Raw genomic sequence first — 12,625 nt, forward strand, 5'->3', positions numbered from 1 at the left:
GACAAAACCGTTCCATTACCTCAAACGAAAAGAAAACTACTCCATGAGGAATGATTCCCTCAGTTTTTATGATCGTATGTGTAGAGGATCCTACCAGTTGAGGAAAAAACCGATAAGTATCATCTACCCATTCATGCTCTCCACATAGATTTTACTTTTATTTAATCCAGCTTCCTGGAGAATTCGTTGTGTAGCCTAAAGATAAGTAAGTTGCATCAATGAGACTTTGACCACGTTGATTAATTGAGATGCCCGCCCCCATTTTATTCATTGTATAAGCAAATGACATTTTTTCATTTGGAGACGCAAATCCAATCGACCCGCCATTCCCTGCGTGTCCAAATGCATCTTCACTTAAGATGCAGCTATCTTGATACCCCAAAGGGAGCTTCCGATTGTCAATTGATTTATTGTATCCTAAAGTGAACCGTTTGGGCCCTAACAAGACAGCATCTTGACCTGTAGCTGAGGAAACAGAGGACATGCTCATAAGAGTACCTTTATCCACAAGTGTAACTCCGTCCAAAGACCCTCCACATGCTAAAGGGGCATACATTCCTGCGAGACCTCGAGCATTCGTAATTCCGTTTGCGGCTCCAATTTCAGAAGCATGTCCAATACGTGAGTCGAATTGCTCCATTAATCCACCTGTATTGAAGACAAAACTTTGAATAGAATTAGGTTCTAACATGGCTTGATAGAATGGGGTATCTGTTTGCGTTTCCGCCGTAATCATTTTTGCAACACGGGGTTCAATCCCTTTTGGAAGTCCAATCCAGAAGTCAATACCAAGAGGTTTTGCTACTTCATTTTGAAAAAATTGGCCAAGTGATTTCCCTGACACTCGCCGAACAACCTCGCCAACTAGCCATCCAAAAGTAAGAGCATGGTAGCCATGTCGCGTGCCTGGTTCCCAAAATGGTATTTCTTCTTCTAAAGCGTGAACCATCGTATTCCAATCACTAAATGCTCCATGTGAAAGCGGTTTACGAATAGCAGCAACTCCAGCCTGATGGTTTAATAGCATTTTGACTGTGATATTTTCCTTGCCTGCTTTGCCAAACTCAGGCCAGTAATTTACAACAGGTGCATCCATATCTAAAAGACCTCTCGAAGATAGGATATGTGCACACAGCGCTGTAGCTCCTTTCGTGGAAGACCATATGATGGAAACGGTATCTTCTTCCCATTGTGTTTGAGTCTCATTGTTAGCAGTACCTCCCCATAAATCAACAACAGTCTCCCCTTCTAAAGTGATACAGACTGAAGCACCTACTTCACCATGTTCAAGAAAATTTCGTTCAAACTGATCTGCCACTTGTTGAAATTTCGGATCACACATTCCATATATCTCCATAAAAACCTCCCATTTAATAACATATTTATCAATCGTATTCAATCTACTTTTTCACCCGTCTATCATAATGCTTATACCTTTCGCAACACTGTGCATGGAAATTCTCTCGCCAAACAATACAACTTTTTTTCAATTATTGATTTAACTATTTAACTGTAACGATACATATGTTTCATAGTTCTCACCTAAAAAGGTCCAGATTTTCCACCAATTAGACTGAGAAATCTATTATAATAGATAGACTATATGAACAATAAATCTTAAATTTCGTGTAATTAATCTGCAATCTTCACGAGCTGTTTTCCTAAATTTTCTCCTTTAAAAAGGCCTTTAAAGGCATTAGGCGCGCTTTCTAATCCATTTACAATATTTTCATTGTATAGTATTTTGCCCTGACCGATCCATTCAGATAATTGAGTAATTGCTTCTTGATATCGAGCTTCATAGTCATGAATAATAAAGCCTTTGATCATAGCGCGTTTAGTTAATATTACAGGAAATAACCTCGGTCCCACATCACGCTTTTCTAAGTTATATAAGGCAATTTGACCGCACAGAACTATCCTCGCCTCTTGATTGATCAATTTGATTACACTATCCGTAATATCCCCACCTACGTTATCGAAGTACACGTCGACTCCATTAGGGCAGGCTTCCTTTAAAGTAGATTTAACATTTTCCGTTGTTTTATAATTGATCGCAGTATCAAATCCCAATTCATTAATTAGATATTGGGTCTTTTTATCCGAACCTGCTATTCCAACTACACGGCATCCTTTCAATTTTGCAATTTGTCCTACAACCATACCTACTGCTCCAGCTGCACCGGAAACAACTACAGTTTCATCTGGTTGAGGCTTCCCGATATCAAGTAATCCGAAATAAGCTGTTAATCCCGGTACCCCAAGTGTTCCTAGATGTGTTGTAATAGGAGCGGGATTCGGATCAATTTTTCTTAAATTTTCTCCATTACATACGGAATAATCCTCCCATCCAAGTCTTCCAACTACAAAATCACCAGGCGCAAAGTTCGAATGTTTTGATTCTGAGACTCTTCCAATGACCTCACCGGTTAATACTTCGTTTAATTGATATGGGGGAACATAGGATTTTATATCCCTCATCATTCCTCTCATAGCAGGATCAACCGATAAGTACAAACATTGAACCAAAACCTGTCCTTCTTCCGGTTTTGGCATGTGAGTCTCAAACAGTTTAAAATTGTTCTCTTCTGGTAGTCCCTGTGGCCGGCTTACTAAATGAATTTGTCTGTTTAACATATACAATTTCCTCCGTTTGATTTATTAAAAATATCAAAGTAATTTCATCGCAACCCCTAAGTTTATCCGGTTAGCATGACAATCAGCGAATTCAAGATACCTCTGCAATATGGGTTCCCAACCCTCGTGCACCATCAGTAACAATGGTCACTCCTCAATCGTTGTCGCTCACCTCCCTCTTTTAAATGCTTTGAGTCATTGTAAACTTTTTCCTAAACTTTGTTTAACCATTCTAATTGCTCTTTATTTTTTTTAACTCTTGATTTCTAAGTTCTTTTTTTAGAAGCTTTCCAACACTGGATTTCGGTAGTTCTTCTCGAAATTCCACTATTCTTGGAATTTTATATGCCGCCAAATTATTACGGCAAAATCGAGTGATTTCCTCTTCCGTCGCTTTCTGACCTTCCGTCAATGATACAAAGGCTTTTACAATTTCTCCTCTGTATTCATCCGGAAGCCCTATAACAATTACTTCTCGAACTTCTGGAATTTGATAGATCACTTCTTCTATTTCACGCGGATATACGTTGTATCCGCTTGCAATGATAATGTCTTTTTTACGATCGACTATATAGAAATACCCCTCTTCGTCCATATAGCCGATATCTCCAGTATGCAACCATCCGTCTTTCAATGTTGCTTCAGTCTCTTCAGGTTTATTCCAGTAGCCTTTCATGAGTTGAGGACCACGAACTAAAATCTCCCCTTCTGCTCCTACAGGAGCATCTTCCATTCCATGATCTGTTTCAATGGCAATTTTTGCTTCGGTTCTTGGAATCGGTAGTCCTATACTACCTACTTTCAATCTTGAATAAGGGTTACTAATTGTCCCTGAAGTCGCTTCTGATAATCCATATCCATCGGAAAGAAAAGCATCTTTATCCATCAATTTCTTAAATTTTTCATATAGCTCTAATGGCATTGGGGAACTCCCGCAAAAGAAACCGTTTATTTTTTCTACTCCGAACGATTCTACATTTGGATAATTTAGCATGGCTGTAAACATGGTTGGTACGCCATAAAAAATAAAAGGTGGGTCTTCTTTGATAAAATTTAAAACAGTTTCAACCTCAAAGCGAGGCAAGAGAATTTGTTTATAACCAAATTTAAAGCCAAACATTGTGACATTTGCAAAGCCGAATATATGAAATAAAGGTAAAAAACTAAGGACAACTCTGTTTAAATCTTCCTGTGAATCCATCTGTTTAAATAAATACTCATAATATTGTTCTATTTGGTTGATGAAATTTTGATGGGTTAACATAACCCCTTTGGGTTCCCCAGTCGTTCCGCCAGTATATTGGAGCACAGCTATATCTTCCGTCGGATCAATTTGAACTTCTGGAGGTTCAGCAACATAAGTATTGAGAAAGTCTTCGAAAAATATATCGCTTTCATCAATAACAGTTTCTTCATTCTCTTTCACTACAATAATATTTTTAAGATAAGTTCTATCTTGAACGTTTTTTACCCGTTCATATACAGAATGATGACAAATAATAAATTCTGCTTTTGTATCATTTAATTGGTGTTCCAACTCCCTTTCAACATACATTGGATTCGTCTGAACAACGATTCCTCCAATTTTAAAAACTGCAAATGCAGAAAAAATGTATTGTGGACAATTAGGCAGCATGATTGACAGGCGATCTCCTTTTTTAAATCCTTGTTGAAAAAGGCAACCCGCTAATCTATCTGCTATTTGCTGAACTTCTCTATATGACCATTGATCTCTATTATATTCAAGCGATATATCGGAATCAAACCGATTAACGGCAGCATCTAATAATTCACTCAATGACCTTTCCTCAATTTGTACATCGGCATTAACATCAGCCGGGTAATGTTTTAACCATTTAGGGTCTTTCATCATAAACCTCCTGCAATATTAATTAGATATACTTTCATTAATTAATTAAAACTTTGATCTCCTTTCAACAATCTACGGGCAATCGTGCGTCGTTGAATTTCTGCTGTTCCATCAGGAACTCGGGTCGCCCGCATATGACGCCAAGCTTTTTCGAGTTCCATTTCGTTCGTTAGTCCCATTCCTCCGCAGATTTGCATGCAACGATCTACAACACGAAACCCCATCTCTGTAGTAAATGCTTTAATCATGGATATTTCTTTCAAGGGTAATTTTTCTTGGTTTTCCATTTTCCATGCACAATGCAACAGCATATTACGACCCGCATATATGTCCATCGCACATTCAGCGAATTGCATTTGAACCGCTTGGTGGTTTTCAATGGTAACCCCGAAAGTTTTCCTCTGCTTTGCGTAATCTAAGGCGATATCCAAGGCCCATTGCGCGGTACCGACACATTGTGCTGCCATGACAACACGGCCAATATCCACACCATGCAATGCTGCACCAAATCCGTCATGAAGCTCACCGATGATATAAGATTCATGCACGCGTGCATTGTCCAAAGAGATCGTCCCGATTCGGCTACCGATTGACCCAAGGTATGGAATCACGGAAGAATTAACACATGTTTCCCCATCAAAAGGGACAAGAAATGTGGAGATGCCACCTTTTCGGTTTGCTACAAGTTCAAGATCGGTAATCGCAAAGATCATCGCATAATCGGCATAAGGGGAATTTGTAATCCATTGCTTTGTACCATTGATGACCCAGTGATCACCGTCCTTTACGGCTTTCGTTTTCATGCTCCACACATCAGAACCGGCTTCCGGTTCACTTAACCCAAAACAAAGCAATGACTCTCCGCTAGCCAATTCAGGTAGCATTTTTTCTTTCAACTCATCCTGCAAACCAAGTAAAACAGGCGTCAGTCCACCCGTAAATAAACCAACGGGGAATATTTCATCAACAAATAAGTTTTCCCCATATTTTTTTGTAAGAGATTCATAGATTAACGCAACGGCCACCGGTCCGAATTGATCTCCATTCCCACCTAGCTCGGGCATGCCAAACATGGTATAAAAACCTGCATTCGCTGATTTCATTCGAACATCTTTTAATGCTTCCTGTATCTCTTTTGTAAAATACCCATTTTCATCATATAAGTAGCGCTCATCTTCAAGCTCTTTAGCAAACTTTTTTTCTAAAGGTTTGATTTCTACTTCAATAAATCGATCTAAGCTGGCAAGCACTTCTTTTATCTCTTCTGGTTCTGAAAAATTGATCATGTTCATTCCCCCATTTGGTTAATTTTGCGTCTTTGCAGCTCTGCTACTATTGTTGAGTGTTCTTTATCAAGTTTATAAAACATTAATAATATTATCAGCAAGATAGCTAAAATTATTGGAATGTATATGTTTATCGCCAAAATCATTTCTAAGGCTAATGGAGACTGTTCAGCCTGACCACCTATATATCCTCCAAAACTTAATAACCAACCTATAAGCGCAAGCCCGATACCTGAACCTGCTTTAGTTCCAAAGCTCGATCCGCTATTTACTAAACCGACTGTTCGAAGACCTGTTTTATATTCTCCGTACTCAGCAGTATCATTAATCATGCCGAAAATGTACGCTTGTGGTGCCATTATACCCAAACCGGCTATGGCTGAACCAATTAAGTATATTGGCAAATGAGCCGGATCGATCCATTTGACTGACTGACCAATAATTATTACAACAACACCTATAAGAGATGCGTTTCGCTTCCCAATTTTAACAACGATAGGTCCCATAAATAATAGACCTATAATCATAGGTAAAGTTAAAGCAAGTCCTATGATTGGAACTAAATTGGCATTTCCTAATACTACTTGTGCATAATAAATACTGGACCCTTGGACAAGTGCTACCATCGCATAAAAAACTACGGAAAAAACAGCAGTGATGGCCCAATATTTATTTTTAAATAATGATTTTAATCCCAAAATAAACGGTACATTATCTCCTGAATTAAATGTATTGGGTCCCACTCTCTCCTTTACTGATCTAAAGGTTATTAATATAAAAACTATGGCTATTGATCCGTATATTGCAGCAACTGCTGTCCAACCAATTAACCCTGCTAATGGTTGAGATAAAACCGCAGCAACCAATGCACCTGAAAAATTAAATATGCCAGAATAAGTATTTGTTAAAGAGCGGCTATCTTGGTACGGTGTCATAAACCCCTGTAAGGATTTATAGGAAATAGAGACCATCGTATACAGTAAGACAAATCCCAAATATGTGACATAGGCATATAACAACATACCTGTTTCCCCAATATCAGGAACTGAAAAAACCAATACAATTGCAAGCCCAAAAGGTACAGCCGTCCATAATAACCATGGTCGTGCTGAGCCATGTTTTGATTTGGTTTTATCAACTATTATCCCCATACCTAAGTCTGTAAATCCGTCAAAAAGCCGGGCGACCAACATCAATGTTCCGACTGCGCCGGCAGCTATTCCTGCGACGTCCGTGTAATAATAGGAAAGAAAGGAACCAATTAAATTCCAGGTAACAAAAACACCGAAAGCAGATAACGCATATCCCCACATCTCTTTTTTTAGTGGTTTTTCTATTTTCAAACTACTTTGATCCATTGATTCTTCTTTATTACTTTGTTCTAACATAAATTTTTGACCTCTTTTCATGAAAATAATGGTGTTCTATTACACGGGATAGCGATTTATTCGGTATTAAACGCTGATCTTAAACTTTCCGATAAGAGTTCAAAAAACCTCGACCTTTTACTTTCAAGTTCGTTCACATCGCTTTACTAACAATATTTTGCAAATTTTATGCCAGTTCTTTAAAACGGAGAATCGTAATGATCGGTCAAACAGCGTTGCATTTCCGCATCAATAATGGTGCGAAAATGCAACTCATATGGGGTAATCGGTGCATTTAAGAACCTGTTACTTTAACAATGTTCTATTTTCTCATCTTTCGAACACCTTTATTTATGAATGAAATTAGGCTTTCTTTTTTTCAATGAAGGCTTCCACTCCTTCTTGTACATCTTCTGTCTGAAAGACTTCTTTAAACAGCGTAGCTTCTTTTTCAATACCTTCTTTTAAATTGACTTCCATTCCATCATTAACCGCTTGCTTTATTTTTGATAATGCCGGAAGTGACTTTTCCGTGATTTGAAGTGCTAAGTTCATACCTGTTTTATATGCTTCGCTGTTTGGAACGACACGATTTACCAATCCGATTTTTTCAGCTTCTGCTGCTGTGATAGGTTCCCCTGTATACATCATTTCTTTTGCTTTTGCTTCTCCAATGAGTCTGGGCAGTCTTTGTGTCCCAGCGCCACCCGGAAAAAGACCAAGGTTTATTTCGGGAAATCCAATTTGAATCTGCTCTTCTGCGATTCTGATGTCGCATGCTAAAGCAAGTTCACAACCTCCACCAAATGTGAGGCCATCAAGAACAGCGATCGTTGGTTTAGGCAATTCTTCCAGTTCATTTAACATTTGATGCATGAACATGACTTGTTCACGCATATCCGGATCCTCAATCATTTGAGGAAATTCCTTTATATCAGCGCCAGCCATAAATGCTTTCTCTCCTGCGCTGGTTAAAAGTACACATATTACTCCGTCATCGGCTTTTATTTTAGTCGTAATCTCTTTCATTTCTTTCTGTATCTGTTGATTCATGACATTTAACGGTGGGTTATCAATCGTTATCACTGCAATCTCATTTTCTTTTTTATAAGTCACGAGTGGATTCATTTTATTTTTCTCCTTTATATTAATTTTAGTGTGACTCTTCTCTAACTTTCCGACGTAATATTTTACCGACATTTGTCTTTGGTAATTCTTTTCTAAATTCAATGATACGCGGCACTTTATAGGGCGCCATATTTTCACGACAATGATCAATTAAATCTTCTTCCTCACTTTGATAATCATCGTTTAATACAATAACCGCCTTTACCGTCTCGCCTCGGTATGAATCCGGGACGCCTACAACTACTGCTTCTTGCACAGCCGGATGTTCATAGAGAATTTCTTCAACATCACGAGGATACACATTGTAACCGCTTGCAATAATTAAGTCTTTTTTGCGATCCACAATATACAAATAACCGTCCTCATCCATATAAGCGATATCCCCCGTATACAACCAACCATTCCTAAGTGCGTGCGCCGTTTCTTCCGGCATGTTCCAATAACCCTTCATGATTTGAGGTCCCTTAATCGCAATCTCCCCCGCCTCACCGGGCGCCATCTCTTTTTCTCCATTGCCCAAATCTACAATTTTGTAATCGGTAGAAGGCAAACCAATGCCTACACTTCCCGGCTTTCTATGAGAAAAATAAGGATTGGTATGTGTAGATGGTGACGTTTCTGAAAGCCCATACCCTTCCAATATCGTGGCCTTGGATTTTTCTTCGAATTGACGTATGATTTCTTTTGGTATCGGGGCGCTGCCACTAATACAAATTTTTATGCTCTCAAGGGAATCATTCGTTAAATGGGCCTGATTTAATAAACTGATATACATGGTCGGCACTCCGGGAAAAACGGTAGGCCTGGTTTCTTTGATGGTCGTTAATAATTCTTCAGGTTCAAATCTTGGTAACAGAATATTCATTGCCCCAGTATAGATAGCCAAGTTCATGCCTGATGTCATGCCATATACATGGAACAAAGGAATCACTGTAAGGACACGTTCTTTTCCAAATTCTAGTGTATCATTGAAAAACTCTGCCCCTTGCATTACATTTGCCAGCAAATTCCTATGGGTGAGCATCGCCCCCTTTGAACGGCCGGTGGTACCACCGGTATACTGTAAAACCGCTACATCTTCACTAGTATTAATATTAACCGGTAGAGGTGGTTCGCCTACTTCAAGAAATTGATTAAACCCTACGGCAATATCATGATCTGTATTCCTTCCCTCTAAATTCACCTTAATGACATTTTCAATAAAGGTATCACTAATAATTTGCTCTAACACCGGTAGTAAAGGTTCATAAATCACAATTGTCTTCGCACCGGAGTCCATTAATATGTGTTGCAATTCCTTTCCAACAAGCATTGGATTTATCTGTGTAACAATAGCTCCTGCCTGTAGTGATCCGTAATAACTAATGACAAATTGAGGGCAGTTTGGAAGCATAATTGCGACTCGGTCTCCCTTTTGCACGCCTGCTTTTTGCAAAGCAGCAGTAAAAGCATCTGTTAATTCACCAAGTTTACGATATGTTATTTCATCGCGATTAAAGTGCAGTGCTATATTTTCTTCATAAGCAGAAATTGATTCTTTTAACATTTGAGGTAGAGATTGATTGGGGATTTCAATTTCTTTTTTTATATGTTCCGGATAAAGGTCTAACCAAACTTTACTCATAAGACGCCCTCCAAATGGAAAAATTTGATGTGATTCGTCCCAAGCCCCTATGCTTAAGCGTAAGCATGTGCCCCTCCATCTACGGTTAGTATTTCTCCACTCACAAAATCAGAAGCTGGAGAAGCTAAAAAAAGTGCTGCACCTTTTAAGTCCCCATCATTCCCGTATCTCTTTAATGGCGTTCTTTCCAATATTGCGTCGCCGCCTTTGTCAAGCAAGCCTCGTGACATTTTTGTCGGAAAAAAACCCGGCGCAATGGCATTGACATTAATATTATTTGGCCCCCATTTTACTGCTAAATCCTTTGTGAACGTCATGACAGCCCCTTTACTCGTGTTATAACCAATGGTATCCATGATACTTGGATCTGTTCCGCCAAAACCAGATGTAGAGGAAATATTTATGATTTTTCCTTTATTTTGCTTTAGCATAATTTTTCCTACCTCTAAACTCATATAAAAAGTGCCATTTATATTGACATTCATCACTTTATCCCAAGATTCAGTTGGCATGTCTACTACCGGTGCCGCCCACGTTGCACCGCTGTTATTCACTAAAATATCAATGCTGCCGAAGTGGTCAACCGTAGTCTCTACAACATTTTTTACATCATCGTGATTGGCTACATCACATTTAAATGCCAGCGAATCAACCCCACGTTTTTTTAATTCCTCACTTTTTTCCTCACACGCCTCCGGTTTTCGGGAACAAACCACAACATTCGCTCCGGCTTCTCCAAATACGTCTGCGATCTGGGCTCCTAACCCCCGTCCGCCACCAGTAACAATGGCTGTTTTGCCCTCTAGCGAAAATAGTTCTTGGATACTCATTATTATCTTCACTCCTTCAAGTGTTATATATTTCAATGTCGTCGAATGCCAATCTTTTGACCCGCTTCAGAAGGAATAGCATGCCCCTCCTGTTCCTTCGCAAGATCTTCTATTGAAGTAACAATAGATGATGGGAAAGGGGTTGAACGTCTCTCCTTCATATTTACACACAAAAGCATCTGTTCACTGGTTGCCAACCGTTCGCCTGCATCGTTCTCCATCACGAAAAATACATGCAATAGCTTTTTATCATAGTCTAAGAGTTGTACCGCTACTTTTATCTCCTGCCCACCATACGCCTCTTTTAAATAACGCAAATGTGTTTCTAACGTATATATAGTATAGTGATGCCTTTCACGAAAATCGTGATCGATTCCAATTGTTGTCATTAAACGATCTACAGCCAGGCTAAACACATGTGCGTACGCAGCATCATACATGTGTCCGTTGTAATCTATCCAATTTGAATAAACCGCGCTTTCTAATAATGGTCTGTCTATATATGACATATTCAGTTCCTCCCTTCTTTCAGAGCTAATGCATCATCTCTGTAAAAATGCTGTCGTGTAGTTCCCGCGGATGAAATCTTCATCCAACAATATTTTTTCGAATAGTGGGGCATTGTTTTTAATACCTGACACCGTCAACTGTGTAAAAAATTGTTTGGCTTTCTCAATCGTTGCTTCTCTACCTGCACCGCTTACAATAATTTTTGCAATCATCGGGTCGTAAAAGTGTGTTACCTTGTCCCGCTATCCATCCCTGTATCAACACGGACGCCAGCTTGTTCCGGATATATAAATGCTTCAATGTCACCCGGTGATGGAAGGAATCTTTTCGGATCTTCAGCATACAGGCGAAATTCCATTGCATGCCCTTTTTGATTAAAATCGTCTTGGTACAATGGCAACCTCTCTCCATTTGCTACTTTAATTTGCCATTCGACTAGATCAAGGCCGGTTGTCATTTCCGTAACGGGATGTTCAACTTGCAATCGTGTATTCATCTCTAGAAAATAAAAATTTTCATTATCGTCGACGATAAACTCAATCGTTCCTGCATTCACATACCCAACATGCTGTGCTGCTTCTTTTGCAATAGTAAACATTTTTTCTTTTGACGTTTCTGACAAAAACGGTGATGGGCTTTCCTCAATAACTTTCTGGTTCCGCCTTTGAATCGAGCAATCACGTTCATACAAATGAACAATGTTTCCAAATCGATCACCGAAAATTTGAATCTCGATATGGCGTCCGTTTTCAATCATTTTTTCCATAAACATGCCGGAATCTCCAAAATAAGTTTGAGCTCGCTTTTGATTGGAGGTGAATGCCTTTCTTAACTCTTCCTCTGTCTCGCAACGTTGCATCCCGATTCCGCCGCCGCCAGCACTTGCTTTTAACATTACTGGATAACCAATATTTGCGGCGATCTTAGAGGCCTCCTCAACATCGGTTACCGATCCATCGCCTCCGGGTACAACCGGGACCCCTGCAGACTGCATCATTTTCCGCGCTTTGATTTTATCCCCCATCATTTCAACAATATCTGCACCAGGCCCAATGAACTTAATACCTGCTTCTTCAACAGCACGAACAAAATCTGCATTTTCCGATAGAAAACCGTAGCCGGGGTGTATGGCATCCACATTTTCCATTTTGGCCACCTCAAGGATCTTTTCCTGGTTCAAATAAGATTTCTCCGCGGGGGGTTCGCCAATCTCATACGATATTGTTGCTTCCCGCACATATGGTAGATTTTTATCAACTTGAGAATAAACGACTACCGATTCCAATCCCAGTCTTTCACATGTATTTATTACACGCTTTGCTATTTCCCCGCGGTTTGCGATTAATATTTTTTTCAGTTCCATCCCCTCCCTC

At 39.4% G+C, this 12,625-nt stretch carries 9 protein-coding genes and 1 pseudogene; all 10 read right to left on the reverse strand.

Annotated elements, in window-relative coordinates:
• Positions 1-157 precede the first annotated feature (157 nt).
• The 10 genes and pseudogenes from DT065_RS04435 to DT065_RS04480 all read right to left on the reverse strand — a co-directional run bounded on the left by DT065_RS04435 (position 158) and on the right by DT065_RS04480 (position 12,615).
• Positions 158-1,399, reverse strand: coding sequence for a serine hydrolase domain-containing protein (locus DT065_RS04435; RefSeq protein ID WP_227002728.1), 1,242 nt, complete (start codon positions 1,397-1,399; stop codon positions 158-160).
• 233 nt (positions 1,400-1,632) lie between these two features.
• Positions 1,633-2,637, reverse strand: a complete 1,005-nt coding sequence (locus DT065_RS04440) for an NADP-dependent oxidoreductase (RefSeq protein ID WP_114371245.1) — start codon at positions 2,635-2,637, stop codon at positions 1,633-1,635.
• Positions 2,638-2,869: 232 nt separating this feature from the next.
• The gene (locus DT065_RS04445) at positions 2,870-4,507 is read right to left on the reverse strand and encodes a long-chain-fatty-acid--CoA ligase (RefSeq protein ID WP_114371247.1); all 1,638 of its coding nucleotides are present in this window, start codon (positions 4,505-4,507) and stop codon (positions 2,870-2,872) included.
• Positions 4,508-4,548: 41 nt separating this feature from the next.
• Positions 4,549-5,793 (reverse strand): acyl-CoA dehydrogenase family protein, encoded by a 1,245-nt coding sequence (locus DT065_RS04450; RefSeq protein WP_114371249.1) that lies wholly within the window; start codon positions 5,791-5,793, stop codon positions 4,549-4,551.
• A 2-nt stretch (positions 5,794-5,795) separates the two neighbouring features.
• Entirely contained in the window at positions 5,796-7,181 is a 1,386-nt protein-coding gene (locus DT065_RS04455; RefSeq protein ID WP_227002729.1) for an MFS transporter, read from the reverse strand.
• 342 nt (positions 7,182-7,523) lie between these two features.
• Entirely contained in the window at positions 7,524-8,390 is an 867-nt protein-coding gene (locus tag DT065_RS04460; RefSeq protein WP_418314593.1) for an enoyl-CoA hydratase/isomerase family protein, read from the reverse strand.
• Positions 8,314-9,912 carry a long-chain-fatty-acid--CoA ligase gene (locus tag DT065_RS04465; protein WP_114371254.1) on the reverse strand — a complete coding sequence of 533 codons (1,599 nt, stop codon included), beginning with the start codon at positions 9,910-9,912 and terminating at the stop codon, positions 8,314-8,316. Before DT065_RS04465 ends, DT065_RS04460 begins: the two co-directional genes overlap by 77 nt.
• 53 nt (positions 9,913-9,965) lie before the next feature.
• Positions 9,966-10,742: an SDR family oxidoreductase gene (locus DT065_RS04470; RefSeq protein ID WP_114371256.1), complete on the reverse strand. Its 777-nt coding sequence runs from the start codon at positions 10,740-10,742 to the stop codon at positions 9,966-9,968.
• Positions 10,743-10,774: 32 nt separating this feature from the next.
• Entirely contained in the window at positions 10,775-11,251 is a 477-nt protein-coding gene (locus DT065_RS04475) for a thioesterase family protein (protein ID WP_114371258.1), read from the reverse strand.
• 33 nt (positions 11,252-11,284) lie between these two features.
• A pseudogene (locus tag DT065_RS04480) lies at positions 11,285-12,615 on the reverse strand (acetyl-CoA carboxylase biotin carboxylase subunit).
• Positions 12,616-12,625: the final 10 nt, after the last annotated feature.

The sequence above is a fragment of the Salicibibacter kimchii genome, from assembly GCF_003336365.1.
Classification (GTDB): Bacteria; Bacillota; Bacilli; order Bacillales; family Marinococcaceae; genus Salicibibacter; species Salicibibacter kimchii.

Excerpts from the sequence above, each read along its gene's own strand:
- DT065_RS04455 (WP_227002729.1), bottom strand. The coding sequence starts at position 7,181 with ATGTTAGAACAAAGTAATAAAGAAGAATCAATGGATCAAAGTAGTTTG.
- DT065_RS04470 (WP_114371256.1), bottom strand. The coding sequence starts at position 10,742 with ATGAGTATCCAAGAACTATTTTCGCTAGAGGGCAAAACAGCCATTGTT.
- DT065_RS04450 (WP_114371249.1), bottom strand. The coding sequence starts at position 5,793 with ATGATCAATTTTTCAGAACCAGAAGAGATAAAAGAAGTGCTTGCCAGC.
- DT065_RS04475 (WP_114371258.1), bottom strand. The coding sequence starts at position 11,251 with ATGTCATATATAGACAGACCATTATTAGAAAGCGCGGTTTATTCAAAT.
- DT065_RS04440 (WP_114371245.1), bottom strand. The coding sequence starts at position 2,637 with ATGTTAAACAGACAAATTCATTTAGTAAGCCGGCCACAGGGACTACCA.
- DT065_RS04445 (WP_114371247.1), bottom strand. The coding sequence starts at position 4,507 with ATGAAAGACCCTAAATGGTTAAAACATTACCCGGCTGATGTTAATGCC.
- DT065_RS04465 (WP_114371254.1), bottom strand. The coding sequence starts at position 9,912 with ATGAGTAAAGTTTGGTTAGACCTTTATCCGGAACATATAAAAAAAGAA.